Below are 22576 nucleotides of genomic sequence, written 5' to 3'. Positions count from 1 at the left end.
AAGGACTTTAAAGACAGAGGATAGATGTCGGATTTGTTTCAGTTGACGATTTCGCTATGAACTCGTGAGAGCACTGGGGGCACGCTCGGGACCGATTTCCGGCTTCCACAGGCTAATACGGATAGAGTCAGTACGGTGTAACTATTACTAGTTCAGGACTGCCCACTTTTTACTAACCAGACGGTTCGAACTACCGGCGCAGTTAAAAGGTGCGTTTGTAGGGATGGAAGTGGTGTTCACTTAAACATTGGTGAACACCATTAACTTCCGAACGCTAAGGGAGGCGTGCTGTGAGTAGATTTAGGACTATTTGGGCTCGCGCGGTGTTACTGGTTGACTGTCGTTGGAGATCGTTACTTCGACCCGGCGGTTTTGTGCACGGCCTGAGTCGCTGCTGTTGTCTGCAACCGGGTATTCCTTACCATGACCCTGTGACACGATGCGGGCTGCGTGGACTCCTGCACGTACCAGCGCCAAACGTACGGCACCGGCGCGGCGCTCGGACAGGGTCTGATTGTAGTTGGCCGAGCCGACGCTGTCGGTGTAGCCCTCGACAATCACCTTGCGCTCCGGGTTTTCCTGGAGGAACTGGGCCAGCTTGGTGATGTTCGGGTAGGCGTTGCTCTTGAGTTCGGCCTTGTTGAAGTCGAACAGCACGTCGCCGAAGGTTACCAGCGTACCGCGATCGGTCTGCTTGGCGTTGAGGCTGTCCTGCAGCTTCGCGATCTGTGCGTCGCGAGCGTCCAGTTTGGCCTGGGCGCGCTGGGCCGAGGCGTTTTTCAGCTCACCTTCAGCGGTGCGCAGGGCAATGGTCTGCTTGGCCACTTCGACACGCTGGTTGGTCAGGTAGGCCAACTGGTCGACCTTCTTCTGGTCTTCACGGTCCATGTAGGCCTTGTCGGCCTTGTTCAGCCAGTCCTGGGCGTCTTTGGTTTCCAGTGCCGCAACCTTGCTCGACTGCGGGTCGCTTTGCAGCGCGGAGAAGTTGGTGCGGGCCGCTTCCAGATTGGCGTTAGGATCGTGCGAGCAGGCAGCAAGGCCGACGCTCAGGGCCAGCAGGGCGGGAATCATGACGTAATTGCGCATAGTGTTCATCCTTTGATCGTGTGCGAAGTCTAAGGGTGGCGGGGCAGGGCTCACTGAGCGCTGCGCAGGCCTTCCTCACGTACGTCCTGAACGCCCTGGCTGGCATCCTGCACGGCCTTCTGGGCCTTGGCCGCCTGGGCCTTGCGTTCGGCTAGGCGTGCGTCCCATTCAGCCTGCTCGGCCAGACGCTTGGCGTCGTCGTATTTCTTGTCATGCATGGCGATTTCGGCCTGCTTGAACTTGTCCTGAGCCGCTTTCATTTCCACGGCGGCGAACTCGGTACCGCCAGCACTCACAGCGGAACTCACAGAGGATTGAGTTACGGCATACTGGGCTGTTGGCGGATTACCAGCACAGCCAGAAACTGCTATTGCGACAGTCAGTACCATCGTTGCTCGCTTGAGCCCTTTGAGGAATTTAATGGAGGTAGTGGATGCCAGAGGTGTGGGTGTAATTAGATCCATATGAAGCACTCCTAAAGTTATTGCTCTCGAACTGGGGGCTAGGCCTGGCCAGCTTTCTGGATGAAAGTTAAGTTTTGAGTATTCAAGTTGTTTGGGGAAGTGTGTAGCGTCAAAGGTCCTTGATGGTGCGCACCTGTTCTTTGTTTAAGCGCTGAAGCTTGCCATCAGGTTGTTTGAACTCATAGAAACCAGTTTTTTGATCATATCGGGGCGTAGACAGGGTTTGAATCTCTTTGCCGTCGTTAAGCACGATGAGTGAGGGGGTTGAGCACCCCGCAAGCAGCCCAAAACTAATAGCGCAGGTCACTAAGAGCGATTTCTTCATGATGAAACTCCAGGGTTAAAGATAATGGGAATATACAATGAAATTTTCAGCATGCGAATTGTGAATTAGCCAGTTTTGCGAGGAGGAACACACGATCAATTATGCCATTTGGCTAATTGTCTTTTGAAAGCGTTGTAGTGCTAGCATGAACAATGTAACACCTATGAAAAACAGTGCCATGAAGGGTTTCCAGACCACTTCCAGGCCTGCGCCGCGGAACAGGATAGATTGGCCTATGTCGACGAAATGGGTGGTCGGTGCAATTAGCATTATGTCCTGCACCAGTTGCGGCATGCTTTCGCGCGGTGTGCTGCCGCCCGATAGCATGTTAAGCGGCATCAGGGTGAGCATCAGCAACAGGCCGAACTGCGGCATGCTGCGGGCCAGTGTTGCCATATAGATGCCCAGCGAGGTCATGGCGAATAGGCACAGGAATACTCCGATAAGGAACAGTGCAATCGAGCCTTCGATCGGCACATGCAGGAAGCCCCGAATGACCAGTGTGAGTGATAGAAAGGTGGCCAGCAGGACTACTAGGCTCATCGACCAGACCTTTGAGATCATGATCTCGCCAGGCGTGACGGGCATGACCAGCAGGTGTTCGATGGTACCGTGCTCGCGCTCGCGGATCAGGGCCGCGCCAACCAGGATGATGGAGAGCATGGCCACGGTGTTGATGATCTCGACAATACCGCCGAACCAGGACTTTTCCAGTGTTGGGTTAAAGCGCGCGCGCAAGCTCAACTCCACGGGCAGGGTCGTCTTGTCTCGGTAGCGCTGCACGAACTCCTCGATCTCTTCCATGACCATCTGCTGGATGTAGCCGTTGCCTGAGAAGGCCTGGCTCATGCGCGTGGCATCGACGTTGAGCTGGATTGCCGGAGTGCGCCCGGCCAAAACGTCGCGCTGAAAACCCACCGGAATGTTGAGCACGAAGGTGAACTCGCCGCTGTCCATGCCGCTGTCCATCTCATCTAGTGTGATTATCTGGGGGGACAGGAATTTAGGCGGGTAGAACGCCGAGGCGATGCGTTGTGACAGCGGCGACTGGTCCTCATCGACGATGGCGATGGACGCGTTGCTCAGGGTATCGGGCAGCGCGGTGGCCGAGGTGTAGATGGAGACGGTGAACACATAGACGATCAGCAACAGCATCATTGGGTCGCGCCGCAGGCTCCATAATTCCTTACGGCCCAGACGCAGGACGTTTCTCAGCTTCCTCATGTCAGCGTTCCTGCTTTTTCAGAAGGGCCACGGACAGCCCCAGTATGACTGGAACCGCCACCAGCAATGGCACAAACGCGCCGCGCAGGTCTGCGTAGCCCAGTGCTTTACTGAACACGCCACGGCTGATGGTGAAGATATGCGTGGCCGGGTAGATTTCGCCAAACAGGCGGCTCACGCCTTCCATGGACGCAACCGGGTTGATCAGTCCGGACAGTTGTGTTGCCGGCAGCATCGTACCAATCATGGCGAAGAACATCGCGGCAATCTGGCTGCTGGTGATCGTTGAGGCGAGTAATCCCATGCCGGTTGCGATCACCACAAATAGCAGCGTTGCCAGCGTCAATGTGGCAAAGCTGCCGGTAATCGGAACCCCGAACAGCGTGACGGCAAGCAGACTCATGCACAGGAAGTTGATCATGGCCAGCAGTACATAGGGCAGTTGCTTGCCGAGCAGAAACTCGGTGCGGGTGATCGGACTGACGTACAGGTTGATGATCGATCCCAGCTCCTTCTCCCGCACGACGGCCAGTGCGGTGAGCATCGCTGGCAGCATGAGCAGCAGCAGCGGTATGACCGCCGGGACCATTGCTTTCAAGCTTTCGATGTCCGGGTTGTAGCGGTAGCGATTTTCGATTATCGCAGAACCACGAGCAGGGCCGCCCAGCTGCTCCGCGGCCTGTGCCTGCAGCCAGTGCTGATGAATACCCTTTACGTAACCCTGAATGGTCTCGGCGCGTTGCGGCATGGAACCGTCGATCCAGGCACCGATCTCGACCTGGCGACCGCGCAGCAGATCACGACCGAAGCCGGGGGGGATTTCCACAGCGAGGGATATCTCGCCACGACGCATGCGCCGATCCAGGTCTTCATAGTCGCTCAGTGGCGGTTGTTCGACAAAGTAGCGCGAGGAGCCGGATAGACTCAGCGCGTAGTTCTGGCTGAAAGTGGTCTGGTCACGATCAAGCACTGCATAGTTCAAGTCTTCGACATCCATGGTGATGCCGAAGCCCATCACCAGCATCAGCAGCAGGGAGCCCCCCAGCGCCAGGGTCGCGCGTACTGGGTCACGTTGCAGTTCCAGCGCTTCGCGCCAACTGTAGCTGAGCAGCCGCTGGAGGCTGAATGCCCGTTGTTTTGGCGGTGGCTGCGGCGCTGCCGTTGGTGGTGCTGGCACCTGGCTTGGTTCGGCGGCCTGAGTGGTGCCGCTGGCCTCGATCAGGTAGCCGATGAAGGCTTCCTCCAGGTTTCGGGCACCGCGCTTTTCTACCAATCGTGCAGGGACGTCGCTGTCGAGTACCTTGCCCGCATGCATCATCGACATGCGATCGCAACGCTCGGCCTCGTTCATGAAATGGGTGGAGATGAAGATGGTGACTTTGTCGCGGCGCGACAGCTCCACCAGCAGGCGCCAGAAATTGTCACGCGCCACCGGGTCCACGCCGGAGGTCGGCTCATCGAGGATCAGCAGCTCAGGCTTGTGCACCATGGCGACCGCGAGTGACAGGCGTTGGCGCATACCCAGAGGGATTGCATCGGGCAGTCGGTCAAGAATGTCTTGCAGGCCGAAGCGCTCGACCATCTCGTCCACGCGCCCGGCGACCTCGGTATCGGGGACGTGAAAGAGCTGCGCATGCAGCTCCAGGTTCTGCTGTACGGTCAGTTCGCCATAGAGTGAAAAGGCCTGCGACATATAGCCCACGCGCCGGCGCGTGTCTATGTCCCTGGGGTCGATTTCCTGGCCGAACAACCAGGCCTGTCCGGCGCTGGCCGGCAACAGGCCGGTCAGCATCTTCATGGTGGTGGATTTACCGCAGCCGTTGGAGCCGAGGAAACCGAAGATTTCACCACGGCGGATGCGGAAGGACACATTATCGACGGCAATGAAGTCACCGAAGCGCATGGTCAGCCCCTGCGCCTCAATCGCGATGTCATTCTCGCTACTTTCCAGTGGCGGGATCACCACGGGTTGGTGACCGCGCGTCTTGTGCTCGGGGAGCAGGCGGATGAAGGCTTCTTCGAGGCTTGCACTTTGGGTGCGCTCCAACATCTGCGTGGGTGTGCCGGTGGCCAGAACGCGGCCGTCGTCCATTGCTACCAGCCAGTCGAAGCGCTGCGCCTCATCCATGTAAGCAGTGGCAACCAGTACGCTCATGCTGGGACGTTCGCCGCGAATGCGCTCAATCAGTTCCCAGAATTGCGCTCGGGCAAGTGGGTCGACACCGGTGGTCGGCTCGTCCAGTAGCAGGAAGTCTGGATCATGGATCAACGCACAACACAGTCCGAGCTTTTGCTTCATGCCACCGGAGAGTTTCCCGGCTGGCCGATTGAGGAATGATTGCAGGCCGGTGCTGTTTGTAAGGTCATCAATACGTCGGCGCCGTTCATCCACGCCGTGACCAAACAGGCGTGCGAAAAACTGCAGGTTTTCCTCGACCGACAGCGTTGGGTAGAGGTTCTTGCCCAAGCCTTGCGGCATGTAGGCGATTCGTGGGCAAGCGGCGTCACGATGACGCTTGTCGGCCATGTTACCGCCCAGCACCTCGATTTGCCCATCCTGGATTACGCGGGCACCTGCCAACAGTGACATCAGGCTGGATTTACCTACGCCATCGGGGCCGATCAGGCCGATCATGCCGCCGGCCGGTAGGTCCAGGTCGAGGGCGTCGAGTGCCAGGGTTTTGCCATAGTGCAGGCTGACCTGACTGACGCGCGCGACGCTGGCGCGAGACTCTTGTGCCTGGGTCATCGGTCATTGCACCAGTTGTGTGGACAGGAAGGCAGGCCAGGCAGTGGTGGCGTCAAGCTTGACCCAGGCGACGCCAGGGAGTCCGGTCTTGACCTGTTCCAGGTGCTGACGCAGGAGTTCTGGAGCAATCTGCGCCTTGACGCGGAACATCAGCTTTTGCCGCTCAGAGGCTGTTTCCACGGTCTTGGGGGTGAACTGGGCCTGACTGGCGACAAAGGAGACCGTAGCCGGGATGGGCATGTCGGGTGCAGCATCGAGGACGATGCGCACCTGTGTGCCCAGAGCGACCCTCCCAGCGATCTCATTGGGCAAGAAGAAGGTCATGTACACGTCAGACAGGTCGATGACGTTGAGCACACGACCGCCAGCAGGAAGCACCTCACCGGGCTGGGCTACGCGGAACTGCACGCGACCGTCACGCGGGGCCTTGAGTTCACTGTCGCGGATGTCTGCCTCGATGCGGGCCACGCTGGCCGCGGCGGCAGTGACCGAGAATTGGGCCCCGACCTGCTGCGCCTTGGCGGCATTCACTGCAGCGCCGGCTGCCTTGGTCTGTGCTTTGGCGGCTGCCAGTACGGCCTGCGCGGCACGTACCGAGGCGAGGTCATCGTCCAGCTCCTGAAGCGAGGCAGCTCCTTCCTTCGAGAGTGTTTGCGAGCGCGTCAGGCGCCGTTGTGCGGCGACCAATTCAGCCTCGCGCTGGACCACCAGTGCCTCAGCGGCAAGCACATCGCTTTCCTTCAGCGCGACCTGTGCTTCAGTCGCCGCAACGGACTGCTCGGCCTGGCGCAGGGCTGCCATCGCCTCGTCGCGCTGGGCCTGCAGGACATCGAGTTGCATCCGTACCAGCGGCTGCCCGGCTTTGACGAAGTCGCCTTCATAGACCTGGATATCTTCGATGCGCCCGGCCAGTTTGCTGGCGATATCGATCTCTGTGGCTTCGATGCGCCCGTTGCCGCTGACGAAGCCTTCACCCGGACCATCGTCCGCAAACTTCTGCCAGCCCCACCAGGCCAGAGTGATGACACCAGCGGCCAGCAGACCGAGCACGATTTTGTTTTTCAGGGGGGATGGGTTGTTCATGGTTCGCTCGATCAGTCTTGTTCAATGGGGGCGGGTGCCGAGGGGCGCCTAGGGCTTTGCGCGGCGCTGGCGTCCCCGGCACGGGTATCGCCGCCCAGGGCGCTGTACAGTTCGATCTGGCTGGAAAGCAGGGCGCGCCGCGAGCTCACTAGTTGTTGTTCGCTATCCAGCAGGTCACGCTGGGCATCGAGGACTTCCAGATAAGCTGCCGAACCGTTGTCGTAACGCAACTGGGCAAGGCGTGCGCGTTCGGCTTGGGCCTCCTGGGCGGTCCGCTGGATTGCCAGTTGACGGGTTTGCCAGTGCCGCGCCGAGAGCGCATCAGCCACCTCGCGGAAGGCGGTCTGGATGCTTTGTTCATACGATGCGATGGCAAGATCACGGCGCACTTCGCTTAATTCAAGGTTGGCGCGCCGGCGGCCACCGTCGAAGATTGGTAGGGAAAGTGTGGGCACGAAGCTCCAGGCACGGCTACCAGAGTCGAACAGACCGTCGAGATCGGCACTCGCCGTACCCCAGCCGCCGGTCAGCGCGATGCGTGGAAAGAACGCCGCACGGGCCGCGCCGATATTGGCATTGGCTGCACGCAGGCGATGTTCGGCAGCGATGATGTCGGGTCGGTTCTCCAACAGATCCGAGGACAGGCCGGGAGCCAGTTCGGCCAGAACGGTGGTTTCGTCAAACACGCCTTGCTGTGGCAGAGCCCCAGGATCGCCACCGACCAGCAGGCGCAGGGCATTTATCTGGTTATCACGTGCCTGTTCCAGTTGGGCGAGCAGGGACTGGGCCTGGGTCAGCAGGGTTTGTACCTGGGTCAGCTCCAGCTTGGCAGTGGCACCGACCTGATAGCGACGGCTGAAGATGCGATATGACTCTTCGCGGCTGATGACGCTTTGGTGTGCCTTGCTAATGCGTTCGTCCAGTTCGCGCAGGCCAAGGTAGATGTCGGCGACCTCGGTGATCAGGGCGATGCGCACGGCCTGCTGCGCCGCTTCGGTGGCCAGCCAGCTCTGCAGGGCGGCATCTTCGAGGCTGCGCACGCGACCCCAGAGATCCAGCTCCCAACTGTTCAGACCCACTTGCGCACGGTAGTCACCGGCAACCCGTGTGCGCTCCGTGAGGTTGAGGTCTCCGGGCAGACGCGAGCGAGCGCCTTGAGCGTCGATGGTAATTTCCGGAAAGCGCTCACTACGCTGGATGGCGAAGGCAGTCCGGGACTCTTCGACGCGCAGTATGGCGCTGCGTAGATCGCGGTTGTTGTCGAGTGCGGTTTCGATCAAACGTTGCAGAACCGGGTCGGTGAAATAACTGCGCCAGGGCTGGTTGTGCTCCTCGCGTGCGACGTCGGCTCCATCCAGCCGGCTCGCCTGCCAGCTTTGTGGCACCGGTGCCGGTGGCGTCTGTAGTTCGGGGCTCAGCGAGAGGCAGCCGCTGAGAGCGGTAGCGAGCAGACCAGAGATGCCCATGCGCAGGCAAACGCTGGGCGTGGCCAGTGTCGAGCGCGGTGATCGATCAGAGGGGCTCGCCAATCCTGTGGAGTGCATCTGGGCTGATTGTGGTGATTTCATAAGTTTGCCACTGCTAATCGCTGAGTTCGTAAGGGTGGATTGATGCCTGAGCCTGCTCGCCGGAGTGCCGGCCTCATTGGTCCAGCCCCACGTTGATGATTCGGTTTTCAGATGAGCGTTGCTGATCGGTTCTCGTCTTCACCGGTTGCGATGCAGTACGGCGGAGCCCCACGACAGACCGACGCCAAAGCCGCTGATCAGCAGGGTGCTCCAGTCCGAGTCCTCGACGTGACGTGTTATTAGCAGCGGAATGCTTGAGGACACGGTATTACCCACGTCGCTCAGATCTTTGATGACCTTGTGGCCTTGCTTGCCCAGGCGCTGGGTGAGCAGGTCGACGATGGTGGCGCTGCCCTGATGCAACAGAACGGCGTCCACCGCATCCAGTGTCAGGCCGTCCAGTTCCAGCACCTCGTCGATCTGTGCAACGACATTGGCATCGGCGAACTCCAGCACCTGACGGCCATTCATGCGGAACAGGCCATCCTTGCGCATCAGGTATTCGGCACCGCCGCCGTCGCTGCCAAAACGGACTGGGCCAAGGTTCCAGATCGGGTCTTCGCCGATCCAGGTCGCGGTCGCTGCGTCGCCAAATAACAAGGCTGTAGCGCGGTCTGCATGGTCGATTTGCTTCGAGTAGGGGTCGGCGGTGATCAGCACGCTATTTTTCAGGTTTGCCGCCTGCATGAAGCCCTTGAGTGCATAAAGCCCGTAGACGAAACCGGAGCAGCCCAGGGCGATATCGAAGCAAGCGGTCGTTGTGGGCAGCCCCGCCTTGTGCTGGACTATGGTAGAGGTGTGTGGCAGTCCCTCACCGTCGCCGTTCTGGGTCACGACAACCAGCGCGTCGATATCGCTGGCCTTGAGTCCGGGATTGCGAGCCAACAGGTTGCGCAAAGCTGCGGCACCGAGGTCTGAGGTCTCTTCGTGCGCTGCCTTCAGCGCGAGCGTGCTTGTTCCGATCTTGGACATGACGAACGCTTCGTCACGCTCGAAAGATGCTGCTTGGGCGATGTTATCGACCCGCCCAGACGGGATATAGCTGGCAATACCTTTTATTCCGATCATAGAAGTTCCAAGGGTGTCGGGTTTTGATGGCAGGTTTTGGGGCTGTCGAGAGTGCGCTCTATTGCTGGCTCTTGGTCATGACGTAGCGACCCGGCGCAGGTTCCAAAGGGGGGTACTCGGCACTCCCGAGGCTGCTCGTTGCACTCTGGCGCTCTCCTGAGTGACCGGCGAGCCAGTCGAACCAGTCATTCCACCAACTGCCCGGCTGCTGGGTGGTACTGGCGAACCAGTCGTCCGGGCTGGCCGGAGTGTCTTCGTTGATCCAGTAGTGGCGTTTGTTTTGGGCGGGCGGGTTGATCACGCCGGCAATATGCCCCGAAGCGGCGAGCACGAAGCGGCAGGGGCCGGCAAGCAGGGCAGAGCTGGCGTAGGCGCTGCGCCAGGGAACGATATGGTCTTCCTTGGTGCCGAGCAGGTAGGCGGGGGCCTTGATCTGGCTCAGATCCAGTCGGCTGCCACAGATTTGCAGATCGCCGGACTTCAAGTCGTTCTGCAGATAGGTGTGGCGCAGGTACCAGCAATACATGGGGCCGGGCAGGTTGGTGCTGTCGTTGTTCCAGAACAGCAGGTCGAGCGCTCGGGGTTTCTGACCCTTGAGGTATTTGTTGACATGGTAGTTCCACCACAGGTCGTTAGGGCGTAGCAGGGAGAAGGTGTTGCCCATGTCTTCTCCACGAAATAGACCCACGCTGCCGTTCAGGCCACCGATGGTACGCTCCCGGTAAGCCACCAATTGCTCATCGACGAATACATCGATCGGTCCGGTATCCTGGTAATCGAGAAAGGTTGCCAGCAAGCTCAAGCTGGCCACATCCTGGTCGCCGCGGTCGGCGAGCACTGCGAGGGCGCTGCTTAGCAGGGTGCCGCCGACGCAAAAGCCTAGGCAGTTGAGACAGCGTACCCCGCTGATCGCCCGGCTCACCCGCAGTGCACTGATGACGCCATCCTGGACCAAGTCACCCCAGCCCAGATTGGCTTGTTCCTGGCCGAAGTTACGCCAGGACATAAGGAACACCGAGTGGCCTTGTTCCACCAGGTGGCGCACCAGCGAGTTCTCTGGCCGCATGTCGAGAATGTAGTACTTATTGATTGCCGGAGGAACGATAAATAACGGCGTCTGATACTGGCTGTCGCCTGCAGGACGGTACTGGATCAACTGGAAGATAGTGTTTTCAAAGACTACTTCGCCAGGGGTGATCGCCAGGTTGACGCCTACTTCAAAGTCGCCCGCGTCGCACTGGCGCAATTTGCCTTCCTGAACATCGCCGAGCAGGTGGAGAGCGCCGGCTTGCAGGCTGGCACCCGAGGTTTCCACTAGTCTCTTCAGAGCATCTGGGTTGCTTGCCAAGAAATTGCTGGGGGCGCTGGCAGCAATCGCTTGCTCGACTAGATAGTCCAGCCGCCGACGGGGTTTTTTCGCCTTTATGGGCAGTAGTGCTACCAGGCGAGTTAGGTAGCTAGAATTGAGCAAATAGGCAGCGGCCAAGGCACCAAACAGGGGTTCACTCCAACTCTCGCTGGCGAAGCGTGGGTCGCTGAAATTGAAAGGCTGGGCCGCAAACAGGCTCTGGGTCAGGGCGAGACATTCCTGCTGGTAGTCGAGTTGCAGACGTTCGAGCTGCTCGGCAGGGACCTCGAACCAGGTACTCTGGTCGTAGTCGCTGAACCAGGGGTTTTTCGCCAGCCACAACCGCAGTTGCTGGAGGCCAAGGCTAGCAATGAATGGGGCTTGTCCAGACCAGTAACTACTGAAGGTATGTGCATTGCTGTCCATGGGCTGCCAGATGTCCTGTTACTGAAAATAAAACCGCATTCGCAAGCAAACGCGGGACGCCCAAGCAGGGGGAAATGAGGGGGTGGTGGTTTCCCCGGGGCGATAAAGCGTTGATATTCGAAATTTAGGGCTATGTTACATAGTCGCTAATGCTGCGCTGGGTTGGCCCTTATGTGCGTTACGTCTGACTATTTCTCGTAGCAGCAACAAGCCAGTTCCCGATAGTCGAGAGCACAAAGCGGTGTCTGCAGCATGAGTCCTTCATTGCATGTTCATGCCGCCGTTGACCGAGAAATCAGCACCGGTTGCGTAGGCAGACTCATCCGAAGCTAGCCAGGCCACCAGGGAAGCAATTTCTTCCGGATGACCCAGGCGTCCGACTGGGGTGGCGGCGATCATGTCCGCAAGAATGTCAGGGCGGATGGCGGCGGTCATGTTGGTTTCGATGTAGCCGGGGGAGACGGTGTTGACGGTCACGCCCTTGCCACTTACCTCGCGTGCCAGGGCCATGCTGAAACCATGGACACCGGCCTTGGCCGCCGAATAGTTGGTTTGCCCGAACTGGCCGCGCTGGCCGTTGATCGAGGCGATGTTGATGATCCGTCCCCAGCGACGCTCCAGCATGCTCTCGATAACCTGCTTGGTCGTGTTGAACAGGCCATTGAGATTTGTGTCGATCACAGCCTTCCAGTTTTCCAAAGTCAGCTTGCGGAAGGAGGCGTCGCGAGTGATGCCGGCATTGTTCACCAGTACATCGACTGGGCCGATATTCTGGCGTACGGCTTCCAGGGCCGTATGGGTACTATCCCAGTCACATATATTGAAGTCCAAGCAATGAAAGTGATAACCAGCTTCGAGTTGCTGGGCAATCCAGGCACTCTTGCGGCTGGAGTCGGGGTTGCAGCCGACGATTACGGTAAAACCATCTTTGTGTAGGCGCTGGCTGATCGCAGTACCGATACCACCCATTCCCCCCGTGATAAGGGCGACGCGCTCAACTGTCATTGCAGAATTCCTCGTTGATTGAACCGGGCTTAAGGCAGGCGGCTACAATCATCGGGTGCCGGCGTACTTCCGGCAACGTCCCGAGGTGCCAGCTAAATGTCCTTAGCTTCCAGCTAGAGGCTTCTCAGGCTATTTTTCGTGGAGAGTTGCAGATGTTGATCTGTATCATAAGAGCAATTGTTTTAGAGCTTTAGCCTGCCGCCTTCAGGATGTTGGATGGAGATTCATGGGTGACATACAAGATCAATGCCGGGTTCGTTGCTCAACTGGTGAACCTCATGGAGGGCGAAGGTCTCGACTCCACTTCTCTGTGCCAACGTGTGGGCATCAATGTGGGGGGGCTGACGGGGCTGGACAGTCTCGTGCGTCGGGCAGATGTCTATCGATTGATGGCATTGGTTGCGGAGGTATCCAGGAATGTGGATATCGGCCTGAGTGCTTACCGGCATTTTCTTCCGGGTAGCTTCCAACTGGTTGGTTACGTGATGATGTCCAGTGCGAACCTGCGGCAGGCGATAGAGCACATGGTGCAGTTTGCCCCCCTGTTGAGCAACAGTGTTACGCTTGGACTCTCGGAGGAGGGCGATGGTCTGCGTTTTTGGCACATCGAGCAGCCCGATTCCGAGTTAAGCAAACCCAGGTCATTAGAGGATGCCGGGTTGGCTTCGGTGCTTGGCTTCTGCCGCTGGCTTACGGGCAAAAACTTGCCGAAATTGCTGGAAGTCGAATTCACGTATCCTCAACCCCTGGATATTACCGAGCACCAGCGGTTGTTCGCTTGTGAACTTAAATTTGGGGCGCCGCGCGTCAGTCTTCTGTTTGACCGCAAGGCGTTACAACGTCCCCTGAGCAGCAGCAATGAGGCGCTGGCCTTGCTTCATGGCGATCTCGCCAGGCATCGGATGGCACAACTACGACTTACCGCCTATAGCGCCCGTGTGCGCGGACTGCTCCTCGAACGTCTCAACCTGGGGTCCTGTGACATGGAAGCGGTGGCTGTCTGTATGAACATCAGCAAGCGTACCCTGCAACGGGGCTTGCTCGGTGAAGGGACTCACTTCAAGGACATACTGGATGAGGTGCGCCAGCAACTGGCTGAGTACTACTTGCGGAACAATACCTACAACCTGTCGCGGGTGGGTGAGCTTCTGGGCTTCAAGGAATCGAGCAGTTTCCACAAGGCCTGTCTGCGTTGGTACGGTATGCCGCCGGGTCGCTATCGGACGCAATTGGTCAGGGATTCGGCTGTGAGTTGATCCCGAGTGTTCAGGCTCCGCTCATGAGGCCGATGATCACCGCGTTGACGATATCGATGAAGAAACCGCAAACCAGCGGCACGATGATGAATGCCTGATGTGCTGCACCGTATCGCAGAGTAACTGCGGTCATGTTGGCTACAGCCGTGGCGGTGGAACCCAGAGCGATGCCACCAAAACCGGAGGCGATCACGCTAGACTCGTAGTTGTGCCCCATGCAGCGGAACACCACCAGCGTCGTGTAGAGGATGGTCAGCAGCACCTGCAGAGTCAGAACGGTGAGTACAAAGACCAGCACACCACTCAGTTGCCAGATTTGCAGCCCCATCAGCGCCATGGTCAGGAACATGCCCAGGCAGATATCGGAAATGAGTGCCATGCCTTGGCTGGCTCCGCTCCAGCTTTTCATCTTTTCGCTGCCAATGACACCAAGCATGAGGTTATGGATCAGGATGCCGGCCATCAGGCAACTGACGAAGGTTGGAAGAATGATGCCGCTATTGAGCAATAGCAGATTGATACCTTGGCCCAGCATCAGTGCCAAGTTCAACCACATCCATGCCCATAGCACATCGTAATAGCTCATGGGGCTGACGCTAGATGCTTGGCTCATCGGTACCCCGACGTCCAGATTCGGATTGTGAGAGGGGATTAGTTTGTGGCGAGAAATGAGGTACTTGGCGATGGGGCCGCCAATACAGCAGGCCGCGATCAGGCCAACGGTGTTGCTCGCAATACCCAGCTCCATCGCGTTCTCGACGCCCAAGCGTTCGCTGAAAATCGGTGCCCAGGCTAGAGTTGTCCCAACCCCTCCGGTCAGCGAGACTGAGCCCAGCATCAGTCCTGCGGTGGCTGGCATGCCGAAGGCACTTGCTACGCCCATGCCCAGCAGATTTTGCAAGACAATAAACAGGCTGGCGAGCAGAACCAGAATCAGCAGTGGTCGCCCGCCTTTGACCAGATTGCGGATATCCGACTTTAGACCTATGGCAGCGAAGAAATAGAGCAGCAGCACATCTCGCACTTCCAGCTCGAAGTTCACTTCGATATCCAGTGTGAAGTACAGCAGTGCGGTGACCGCTGCACAGCAAAAGCCGCCGATCACCGGTTCAGGGATGCTGTAACGGCGCAATAGCTCGTGGCGCTGGGTGAGACTTTTGCCCAGAAACAGCAGCATGATCGCCAGGGTGAAGCTGACCATTCCATCAATCGAAAGAGCAGTGCCCTGCATGTGGAGTCCTTGTCAGGCCGTTGAAAGCTATCTGCATTGATAATGCGGCAATGAGAGCGGCATCTAAGGCAAGTGCTAGTCAGCTACGGTGTAGCGGCTTTTTGTAGAAGCCAAATTGCTCCTACAAATCCCGGTTTTTAAGGTAAGGGGACGGACTCGATATTCGCGTATCAGGCGCGAATATTGAGTCCACCATCGACGAAGTGGACGCCGCCAGTCTGTCCCCGGCTAGCATTGCTGATCAGCCAGGCACACAGGCCACCGACCTCCTCAAGACTAACCAAGCGACGTAGCGGCGCGCGAAGGGCCGATGTCTTTAACAGATTGTCGAAATCTCTTAAGCCGGATGCTGCACGGGTCGGCATAGGTCCGGGTGAGATGGCGTGAACACGGATACTACGAGACCCCAGTTCGTCGGCCAGGTAGCGGACGCTAGATTCCAGAGCGGCCTTGATCGGCCCCATCAGTGCGTAGCCCTCGACTGTCTCCTGGGCGCCTAGATAACTCATGGTTATCAGGCTGCCGCCATTTTCCATCAGAGGCTCAGCCAGGCGTGCCATGCGGATAAAGGAGTGGCAGGAAATATCCATGGCCTGCTGGAATCCAGCGCTAGAGCTGTCCAGTAAGCGTCCGTGAATTTCATCTTTGGGCGCGCTGGCCAGAGAATGGACGATGAAATCCAGCCTGCCCCACTGCTCACTAATACGCTTGAAAAGGGCTTCAAGCTCTCCTGGGTGGGTGACATCTAGGGCCTGTGTCAACGAAGCGTTAACTTGGCTAGCTAAAGGCTCGACATGAGCTTGAGCCTTGTCGTTTAGCCAGGTTATCGCCAGTTCCGCGCCTAGCTCGTGCAATGCTTGGGCGCAGCCCCAGGCAATTGATTGTGAGTTGGCTATGCCGACCACCAAGCCGCGTTTGCCGCGCAGGGACAGATTTTCAATCAGGCTCATGATTGTTCCTTACAGTGCAGTTGCCAGGCATGCCTGGCGAGCATGCTTTCCTCGTCGGTGGGTATTACCAGCACCGCTCTGGCGCTCCTCGTGCTTGAGATGCGTTCAGCATGTTGGCGGTTGGCCTGCTCATCGAGGTGCAGGTCGAACAGCGGGGCCAGGCGCGTGATCACCTGGGTGCGCAGCTCGGCATCTTTCTCACCAATGCCGGCGGTAAACACCAGCGCGTCCAGCCCGCCGAGGCTGGCGGCCAGACGCCCGACCTCCTGGACGATGCGGTAGGCGTAGTAGTCGATGGCCAGGAAGGCCTGGGGCGCCTGGCTGGCGCGTAGAGTGCGCATGTCGCTGCTGACACCGGAAATACCGAGCAGCCCGGAACGCTGGTAGAGCAACTGCTCCAGGCTCTGGGCGTCTTCGCCATTGGCCAGCAAGTGAAGCAGCACCCCTGGATCAAGCGCGCCGCAGCGGCTACCCATGGGCAGGCCGTCCAGGGCGCTGAAACTGGTGGTCACTTCGATGCTGCGTCCGCCTTCGATGGCGCACAGGCTGGCGCCATTGCCTAGGTGGGCGATCACCACCTTGCCGTTGGCGAGTTCCGGTGCCACCTCTTTCAGGCGTCGGCTGACGTACTCGAATGACAGTCCATGGAAGCCATAACGGCGTATGCCTTGCTGATACAGCGGGTAGGGCAGGGCGAACAACTGGCTGAGCTGGGAGCGTCCGCTATGAAAGGCGGTGTCGAAGCAGGCGATCTGGACCAGGCCGGGACTGTCGTCGAGGATGGCCTGGATCGGTGCCAGGTTGTAGGGCTGGTGCAGGGGAGCCAGAGGTTCAAGTTCTCGCAGTTGCGCCAACAGTGCGGAATCTACTCGTTGTGGCGCACTGAACCTTGCACCGCCATGTACTACACGGTGGCTGATCAGGCTCGGCGGCTCATCGCTCAAGTTCTTAGTCAGTTCCAGGGCAACAAGACGGAATGCTGCGGGCATGTTCGCAACCTGTGCGACCGGAAACTCCTGTTCGAGCAGCTGGCTGCCGTCGGCGCGGCTGGCCTGCAGGCATGGGCGGGTGCCGATGCCGTCCAGCTTTCCGCGAGCCAGCAGCGTTGGCTGATCCTGTCCGTACTGAGCAGCGAACAAGCCGATGCGCAAGCTCGACGAGCCGGCATTGATGGTGAGGATGCGTTCTGTGTCGGCCGCTCTCATGTTGATGCCCCTGATTGCGTGCTGGCTAGCAGCAGAGCCAGTGCGCAACTGGCGATGCGCGAGCGCGGGCTGTCGGAACGGCTGGTGAAGACGATCGGGACCTGGGCACCAAGCACCAGCCCGGCAGCCTCGGCAGCACTCAGATAAATCAGTTGCTTGGCCAGGATATTGCCTGCCTCCATATTCGGTACCAAGAGGATGTCCGGGTCGCCGGAAACCTCAGAACGGATGCCCTTGGTCTGGGCCGCCTGTGCGCTGATGGCGTTGTCGAAGGCCAGCGGTCCGTCGAGCAGGGCACCGTTGATTTGTCCACGCAAGGACATCAGTACCAGTGCGGCGGCGTCCAGCGTCGATGTCAGCTGTGGTGTGATCGTCTCCACCGCCGAGATCAGAGCGACCTTGGGCCGCTCGATGCCCAGGGCATGCAGCAGATCGATCGCGTTGCGGCACAAGTCAGCTTTTTCGTACAGATTGGGGAGGATGTTGACCGCAGCATCGGTGATGAATAGCGGCTTGTGGTAGCTGGGTACATTCATAGCGAACACGTGACCTAGGCGTCGATCGGTACGCAGCCCCGAGTCCCTAGCGAGCACGGCATGAAGTAGTTCGTCGCTGTGCAGGCTGCCTTTCATCAGCATTTCGGCGCGGCCTTCGCGTACCAGAGCCACGCCGCGTTCGGCGGCGGCGTGGCTATGCGGTACATCTTCCACGGGTATTCCGCCGAGATCTAGGCCTGCCGCTGTGGCGGTGGCCTCGATCCTGTTTCGGGGGCCAACCAGGATGGGCTCGATCAGGCCCAGGCGGGCGGCTTCCAGTGCGCCTTGCAGTGCGCCGGCCTCACACGGATGAATGACGGCGGTGGGGCGTGCTGGCAGGTCATCGCAGCGCTGCAGCAGTCCGGCAAAATGGTCTTGGTTCATGGCTGTTCACCCTGGCCTTTCGCGCGTTTCTGCGCCGCTGTCGTATTCTCTTGCGGATTACTCTTGGTGCTGGTTGTTCTGCGCTTGACCGCTGCCTTCACGGCGGCCTTCTCTGCTGTCGCGGCTGCACGGGTGACGCTTTCCGGTTCGAGTGCAGGCAATGCAGCCTGGGTCGCGACATCCTTGCTGCTGCTCGGCTGTGTAGCCACTTGCTTGAACTGTGGCTCAGGGCATTTCAGTACGCGGTGCAGCTCGCGCCACTGTGCCGCTGCTGGGCCTGCACCGTCTGTTAGTTCCGGTAGCAAGTACAAGGTGGCGTCTAGAACGTGCTGGCGCTCGGGCACGGGGATCAGCAGCGGCAGGGTTTCCAGGCTTTCCTTGGGATGGGCGAAAGTCAGTAATCCCTGGAGGTTGTAGCTATTGTGCAGTCGCACTGGATCCACATTGAGCGCCTCGATCAATGCCCGGCCCTGATGGACGAGTTGTTCGATACGCTCTTTGCTGACCCTGGGATCGCTCTGGCCAACCAGGAACAGGATGCGAATCAGCCCTTCCAGGCTGCTACCATGGGGGAGTTCGTCAAGCAGGCGGGTGGTCAGCGTCTTATCCCATTGCGGAGCACGATCCTCCAGGGTTGCTGGCTGTTTGCCGCCGGTCAGGGTGCTTAGGCCACCATAGACGCTATGAAAGAGCAGTTCCTGGCCTGCGTCACGGCCATCGCGATAGGTATCCAGTTGTGCTTCCAGTAGACGGGAGAAACCTTGTTGCCAGGCGAGCAAGGGGTTGTCCTGGGCGCTTGGTCGACGGTTTTCGCGTATCAGTGCAGCGCTTCCGGCCAACCACCAGAGCGCCGGGTTGAGACTGCTCCAGCCTACCTGCTGTAGATGGAAGGGGTGCAGACGGCGCAGGGCCTCGGCAACTGGCTCGTTAATCAGTTGGCGGATCCATGGACGCACCATCCAGTCATAAAATGCGCTGTTGACCTCAGATACACGCTGTGCAAGTGCGAACTCGCGTTCGTCGTCACGACCATCGCTATCATCGTTCAGAATGTCGGCGATGCTGCGTTGCTCGAAGTGCACGGCGAAGCGCATCTCGTCTGAGTCTTGTTGCGGCAGGTCGTCGATGATCAGCTCGAACAGGCCTGGTGGCAGCGATCCGATGGCCTCAATCGCCCCGAGCAGTTGGCGATGCTCGCGTCGCGCTACCTTGCCGGAGACAAAGATACCCAGGTGACCGATGCTGGCATGGCGTAGGTAGACGATGGTGCGCCCGGCGCTACGCAGAGCCAGATCGCTGGGGTAGACGTCGGCAATCCAGTTGAGCGCCTGCTGGGGTGGGGTGATGTTGTCGCCGTAGGAGCAGAACACGACGACTGGCGCTTCGATACGGCGTAAATCGATACCGGTGCTGGGGCGCGACAACCCGTTGGCCAGACGGTTGCCGATAAACAGGTCGTCGACGATGGTTTCGATTTCCTCGCTGTTGAACATGCTGGGGCTACCCCACCAGCGCTCGAACTCAAGAAAACGCGGTGCTTCGCTGTCGATATTGCTGAACAGGTTATAGTACTTGCTCCACAGCGTATTGGCTGGGTTGAGGTTTTCGAAGTTGCTGACCAGCCAGGTACCGTCGAAGCGCCCATTGCCCATATCACTGCCGAGCCGGGTCATCCAAGCACCGCCAAGCAGGCCGCCGGCATAACGCATCGGGTTACGTCCGTTGACCCCTGCCCAGTAGGAAAGCGGCGCTCCGTTGATGATCACCAGGCCTGGTAGTTCCGGGCGGGATGCTGCCAGGCCCATCAGTGCCCAGCCGGCTTGGCAGTTACCGATTACTACGGGCTTATCTGACTCAGGGTGGAGGGTTCTGACTTTTTCGATGAAGCGTGCTTCGGCCTCACCAATGTCGAGCAGGGTTTGTGCTGGTTCGGGCATATGGCTGAAGGCGATGAAATAGGTTGGGTGCCCAGCGCGCAGGCTCTCGCCGACTTCCGAGTCCTCCTTGAAACCACCTATTCCGGCTCCGTGCCCACCGCGAGGATCAATGATGACGACTGGGCGACGTTGTTCGTCTATTACATGGTCCGCCCCAGGTAGTATCCGCAACAGGGAATAGTTGACTGGATGAGGCAAGTCGTGACCGTCGATCACGATCTCGTAATCAAATTTGAGAAGCAGTGGGTAGCCGGCGCGCTCGTGGGCCAACGTGTTGTCTCCCCTTTGACGCAGGGTGTCCCAGAGCAGCAAGGTGCGTTGGCCAAGGTCTTGCTGATACTCCCACCACTGGTTGATGTTTGGCAGCGTCAGGTCGCCATCGCGGATCGGAGCAAGCAGTTCCTTGTTGCGCTGCGTAAGAGACTTTAGAAACGCATCCAAGTGTATTTCTTGCAGTCGCGTTATGTGGGTAAACAGATTGGTGAAGGAGGAAAATCTCTCCTCGTGCGTCGCAAAATCATTAGTCTTGATCATGGTAGTCTCCCGTATCTGGTCACTATCCTCAGCTGCCAACACCGGGTTTACGGTTGAGAGCAAGCGATTCGCTGAGGCTTTTATAACCAAATCAGTGAGCTCGGGCAAAGAATTTTTGCGGTGCACAAAATTTTCTTGTGGTATATTTTTTGCGATGCAATAATCGGTGTGCGTCGCTGAGTGGCAGGGGCGCCCAATAGGCTTGGTCAAAAGATGAGTGTGATCGAGTCGATATCAGCAAAGCCCAGGAGGCTCGACATGTCCTTGTTCGATACTGAAAAACTGGCTCAGTCTCAGAAGTCCAGCCTTGATCTGCTGCAGCAGATTGCTGGAAAATTGTTTGAAGGCGCCGAGCAGCTCGGCCAGTTGCAGGTCAAGACGCTACGGGCCAGCAGCGACGCGCAGTTCGAAAGCCTGCGCAAGTTTTCGGCGGCGCGTGACCCGCAGGCTTTCATGGAGTGGCAGGCAGCCCTCGCCCAGCCGACGCATCAGGCCGAGCGCGTACAGGAATTGAGCCGCCAGGTGTATGAGCTGGTGTCCGGTACTCAGGCGGAAATCGCCAAACTGGTCGAGCGTCAGGTCGAGGCCGGTACCAAGCAGGCTCAGGAGTTGGTAGAGGCGGTTGCCAAGAACGCACCCGCGGGTTCGGAATCTCTGGTCGCTGCGTTCAAGTCGGCACTGCAAACTGCAGGCAGCGTCTATGAAAGCGCGCAGAAAGCAGCCAAACAGGCCAGTGAAATAGCCGAAAGCGGCGTTGCTGCTGCAGCTTCCGCTGCCGGCCAGGCAACTGGCAAGGCATCGGCTGGTACTCGCGAACAGTCCTGAATTAGTTCTTTAGGGGGCTACCGATGATGAATCGGCGCTCCCGTTTCATGTTGCGCCTTATAGAACTAGAGAGGGCTGTCTATGAAAAAAGGTTGTGCGGTGGTTGCCGCCTTAGTCCTTGCATGCTCTCTGGCTGAGGCCAGGGCTGCCGATTTCAGTGCGGCGGTCGGGCAAACGGGCGAGTCGACCATGACTTATCGCGTCAGTGCCCAGTGGAATTTCGCGAGCCGTTGGTTTGAGAGTTTGGTTGGCAGTTTGAGCGGCTACTGGGATGCCGGTTAGACCTACTGGGAAGGCGACGAGACATCGGGCAATCACAGCCTATCGTTGGCGCCGGTATTTGTATACGAGTTCGCAGGGCAAGCGGTCAGGCGTTACATCGAGGCGGGCATTGGTATTGCTGCGTTCGAGCATGCGCGCATCGAAGATAACAAGCTGGGCTCTGCATTTCAGTTTGAAGATCGTCTTGGTTTGGGGCTGCGTTTCAATGGTGGCCACTAGGTTGGTATTCGTGGCATCCACTATTCCAACGCCAGTATCAAGAAGCCCAATAACGGTGTGGAAAACTATTCACTGCACTACCGCTTGTCATTCTGATTGGTGCATGGCATGCCGCGGCGTGGGCGAGACTGATCCGGGCACCTGAGTAAGGGCAGCCAGGCTACTCCTTGTCGTCATTGTTGTTATCTGACTCGCTGTTATCGGCTTTTCTTCCGGCAGACATATTGCCGAATAGGCCGAACAGATTTTGGGTGTTCAGATAGAGACTCTTCGACTGGTCGATGTACTTCTGCATCATGTCCTGCATCACAGGCATCTGTTTATGCATGAATTCACTCCATGCCTGAGAGGATTGCGCACCGGTCTGCGTTTGAATATCGATGATAGCCTGGATGCTTGTTTCCAGGTAACCGCCGAACATGCCCTGAAGCGGACCGTAGAAGCGAATGATGCTTTTGAGCATGTCGCTGGAGAAAATTGGCTCACCGCCGCTTTCTGCTTCCTGGATGATTTGCATCAGAATGCTGCGGGTCAGGTCTTCACCGCTTTTCGCATCGACGATCAGGAAGGGGATTTCGTCAATGACCATTTGCCGGAGATCGGCCAGGGTCACATGGCAGCTGCTGTGAGTATCGTACAAGCGGCGATTGGGGTACTTCTTGATCAGGCGCGGGCGGTTCTGGTTTGACATGGTGTTCTCAAACAAAGCAACGATCGTATTTAGTGTAACTCAATGAGGGTAACCCGGTGCCAAGGATGGATGCTCGAGCGTTCCCTGGTCAGTCCGGACATGCTTTGAACATTATCATTATGGTGACATACATGATGCGCGCCGAGTGTTTCGTTGCAGCGTGTGGCCCGCTAAATCTCC

18 protein-coding genes and 1 pseudogene are annotated in these 22576 nt (G+C 58.4%); 3 read left to right on the top strand and 16 right to left on the bottom strand.

Annotated features, from left to right (window positions below):
* Window positions 1-306: 306 nt before the first annotated feature.
* The 10 genes from KDB76_RS25015 to phbB form a co-directional block, all read right to left on the bottom strand.
* Window positions 307-1086 carry an OmpA family protein gene (locus tag KDB76_RS25015; RefSeq protein WP_181126735.1) on the bottom strand — a complete coding sequence of 260 codons (780 nt, stop codon included), beginning with the start codon at window positions 1084-1086 and terminating at the stop codon, window positions 307-309.
* Between the two features lie 50 nt (window positions 1087-1136).
* Window positions 1137-1550, bottom strand: a complete 414-nt coding sequence (locus KDB76_RS25010) for a DUF4398 domain-containing protein (protein WP_181126736.1) — start codon at window positions 1548-1550, stop codon at window positions 1137-1139.
* 109 nt (window positions 1551-1659) lie between these two features.
* Window positions 1660-1875, bottom strand: a complete 216-nt coding sequence (locus KDB76_RS25005; RefSeq protein ID WP_181126737.1) for a YgdI/YgdR family lipoprotein — start codon at window positions 1873-1875, stop codon at window positions 1660-1662.
* Between the two features lie 99 nt (window positions 1876-1974).
* Window positions 1975-3099, bottom strand: coding sequence for an ABC transporter permease (locus KDB76_RS25000; RefSeq protein WP_181126738.1), 1125 nt, complete (start codon window positions 3097-3099; stop codon window positions 1975-1977).
* A gap of 1 nt (window position 3100) precedes the next feature.
* Entirely contained in the window at window positions 3101-5848 is a 2748-nt protein-coding gene (gene rbbA / locus KDB76_RS24995; protein ID WP_212632202.1) for a ribosome-associated ATPase/putative transporter RbbA, read from the bottom strand.
* Window positions 5849-5851: 3 nt separating this feature from the next.
* The gene (locus tag KDB76_RS24990; RefSeq protein WP_181126740.1) at window positions 5852-6931 is read right to left on the bottom strand and encodes an efflux RND transporter periplasmic adaptor subunit; all 1080 of its coding nucleotides are present in this window, start codon (window positions 6929-6931) and stop codon (window positions 5852-5854) included.
* 11 nt (window positions 6932-6942) lie between these two features.
* Window positions 6943-8397: an efflux transporter outer membrane subunit gene (locus KDB76_RS24985; protein ID WP_181126741.1), complete on the bottom strand. Its 1455-nt coding sequence runs from the start codon at window positions 8395-8397 to the stop codon at window positions 6943-6945.
* A gap of 240 nt (window positions 8398-8637) precedes the next feature.
* Window positions 8638-9567, bottom strand: a complete 930-nt coding sequence (locus KDB76_RS24980; RefSeq protein WP_181126742.1) for a ketoacyl-ACP synthase III — start codon at window positions 9565-9567, stop codon at window positions 8638-8640.
* Window positions 9568-9625: 58 nt separating this feature from the next.
* Complete coding sequence (gene phaC, locus KDB76_RS24975; protein ID WP_181126743.1) at window positions 9626-11341, bottom strand: class I poly(R)-hydroxyalkanoic acid synthase; 1716 nt, start codon at window positions 11339-11341, stop codon at window positions 9626-9628.
* A 261-nt stretch (window positions 11342-11602) separates the two neighbouring features.
* Window positions 11603-12346, bottom strand: coding sequence for an acetoacetyl-CoA reductase (gene phbB / locus KDB76_RS24970; RefSeq protein WP_181126744.1), 744 nt, complete (start codon window positions 12344-12346; stop codon window positions 11603-11605).
* A 230-nt stretch (window positions 12347-12576) separates the two neighbouring features.
* On the opposite strand from phbB, the gene KDB76_RS24965 reads away from it, so the two are divergent.
* Window positions 12577-13602, top strand: a complete 1026-nt coding sequence (locus tag KDB76_RS24965; RefSeq protein WP_249206210.1) for an AraC family transcriptional regulator — start codon at window positions 12577-12579, stop codon at window positions 13600-13602.
* Between the two features lie 10 nt (window positions 13603-13612).
* Here the strand turns inward: KDB76_RS24965 and gltS are convergent, their stop codons facing one another.
* From gltS to KDB76_RS24940, 5 genes are all read right to left on the bottom strand, one after another.
* Window positions 13613-14833 (bottom strand): sodium/glutamate symporter, encoded by a 1221-nt coding sequence (gene gltS, locus KDB76_RS24960; protein ID WP_181126745.1) that lies wholly within the window; start codon window positions 14831-14833, stop codon window positions 13613-13615.
* 170 nt (window positions 14834-15003) lie between these two features.
* Window positions 15004-15783, bottom strand: a complete 780-nt coding sequence (gene fabI / locus KDB76_RS24955; RefSeq protein ID WP_181126746.1) for an enoyl-ACP reductase FabI — start codon at window positions 15781-15783, stop codon at window positions 15004-15006.
* Window positions 15780-16988, bottom strand: a complete 1209-nt coding sequence (locus KDB76_RS24950) for an acetate/propionate family kinase (RefSeq protein WP_181126747.1) — start codon at window positions 16986-16988, stop codon at window positions 15780-15782. The genes fabI and KDB76_RS24950 overlap by 4 nt, the downstream gene beginning before the upstream one ends.
* Entirely contained in the window at window positions 16985-17908 is a 924-nt protein-coding gene (locus KDB76_RS24945; protein ID WP_181126748.1) for a bifunctional enoyl-CoA hydratase/phosphate acetyltransferase, read from the bottom strand. Before KDB76_RS24945 ends, KDB76_RS24950 begins: the two co-directional genes overlap by 4 nt.
* A complete protein-coding gene (locus tag KDB76_RS24940) occupies window positions 17905-20379 on the bottom strand; it encodes a DUF3141 domain-containing protein (protein WP_181126759.1) in 2475 nt (824 codons plus the stop codon). The genes KDB76_RS24945 and KDB76_RS24940 overlap by 4 nt, the downstream gene beginning before the upstream one ends.
* A gap of 258 nt (window positions 20380-20637) precedes the next feature.
* Here KDB76_RS24940 and phaP point away from each other — a divergent pair, with 258 nt between their 5' ends.
* Window positions 20638-21204, top strand: coding sequence for a TIGR01841 family phasin (phaP, locus tag KDB76_RS24935; RefSeq protein ID WP_181126749.1), 567 nt, complete (start codon window positions 20638-20640; stop codon window positions 21202-21204).
* 81 nt (window positions 21205-21285) lie between these two features.
* A pseudogene (locus KDB76_RS24930) lies at window positions 21286-21801 on the top strand (acyloxyacyl hydrolase).
* Between the two features lie 64 nt (window positions 21802-21865).
* Here the strand turns inward: KDB76_RS24930 and phaR are convergent.
* Window positions 21866-22396 carry a polyhydroxyalkanoate synthesis repressor PhaR gene (phaR, locus tag KDB76_RS24925; RefSeq protein WP_181126750.1) on the bottom strand — a complete coding sequence of 177 codons (531 nt, stop codon included), beginning with the start codon at window positions 22394-22396 and terminating at the stop codon, window positions 21866-21868.
* Between the last annotated feature and the right edge of the window lie 180 nt (window positions 22397-22576).

Source organism: Pseudomonas sp. JS425, from assembly GCF_018223845.1.
Taxonomy (GTDB): domain Bacteria; phylum Pseudomonadota; class Gammaproteobacteria; order Pseudomonadales; family Pseudomonadaceae; genus Aquipseudomonas; species Aquipseudomonas asiatica.
This window is presented reverse-complemented; position numbering and strand designations above follow the sequence as displayed.

Coding starts and splice junctions, on each gene's coding strand:
- KDB76_RS25015 (WP_181126735.1), bottom strand. CDS start 1,086: ATGCGCAATTACGTCATGATTCCCGCCCTGCTGGCCCTGAGCGTCGGC.
- KDB76_RS25010 (WP_181126736.1), bottom strand. CDS start 1,550: ATGGATCTAATTACACCCACACCTCTGGCATCCACTACCTCCATTAAA.
- KDB76_RS25005 (WP_181126737.1), bottom strand. CDS start 1,875: ATGAAGAAATCGCTCTTAGTGACCTGCGCTATTAGTTTTGGGCTGCTT.
- KDB76_RS25000 (WP_181126738.1), bottom strand. CDS start 3,099: ATGAGGAAGCTGAGAAACGTCCTGCGTCTGGGCCGTAAGGAATTATGG.
- rbbA (WP_212632202.1), bottom strand. CDS start 5,848: ATGACCCAGGCACAAGAGTCTCGCGCCAGCGTCGCGCGCGTCAGTCAG.
- KDB76_RS24990 (WP_181126740.1), bottom strand. CDS start 6,931: ATGAACAACCCATCCCCCCTGAAAAACAAAATCGTGCTCGGTCTGCTG.
- KDB76_RS24985 (WP_181126741.1), bottom strand. CDS start 8,397: ATGGGCATCTCTGGTCTGCTCGCTACCGCTCTCAGCGGCTGCCTCTCG.
- KDB76_RS24980 (WP_181126742.1), bottom strand. CDS start 9,567: ATGATCGGAATAAAAGGTATTGCCAGCTATATCCCGTCTGGGCGGGTC.
- phaC (WP_181126743.1), bottom strand. CDS start 11,341: ATGGACAGCAATGCACATACCTTCAGTAGTTACTGGTCTGGACAAGCC.
- phbB (WP_181126744.1), bottom strand. CDS start 12,346: ATGACAGTTGAGCGCGTCGCCCTTATCACGGGGGGAATGGGTGGTATC.
- gltS (WP_181126745.1), bottom strand. CDS start 14,833: ATGCAGGGCACTGCTCTTTCGATTGATGGAATGGTCAGCTTCACCCTG.
- fabI (WP_181126746.1), bottom strand. CDS start 15,783: ATGAGCCTGATTGAAAATCTGTCCCTGCGCGGCAAACGCGGCTTGGTG.
- KDB76_RS24950 (WP_181126747.1), bottom strand. CDS start 16,988: ATGAGAGCGGCCGACACAGAACGCATCCTCACCATCAATGCCGGCTCG.
- KDB76_RS24945 (WP_181126748.1), bottom strand. CDS start 17,908: ATGAACCAAGACCATTTTGCCGGACTGCTGCAGCGCTGCGATGACCTG.
- KDB76_RS24940 (WP_181126759.1), bottom strand. CDS start 20,379: ATGATCAAGACTAATGATTTTGCGACGCACGAGGAGAGATTTTCCTCC.
- phaP (WP_181126749.1), top strand. CDS start 20,638: ATGTCCTTGTTCGATACTGAAAAACTGGCTCAGTCTCAGAAGTCCAGC.
- phaR (WP_181126750.1), bottom strand. CDS start 22,396: ATGTCAAACCAGAACCGCCCGCGCCTGATCAAGAAGTACCCCAATCGC.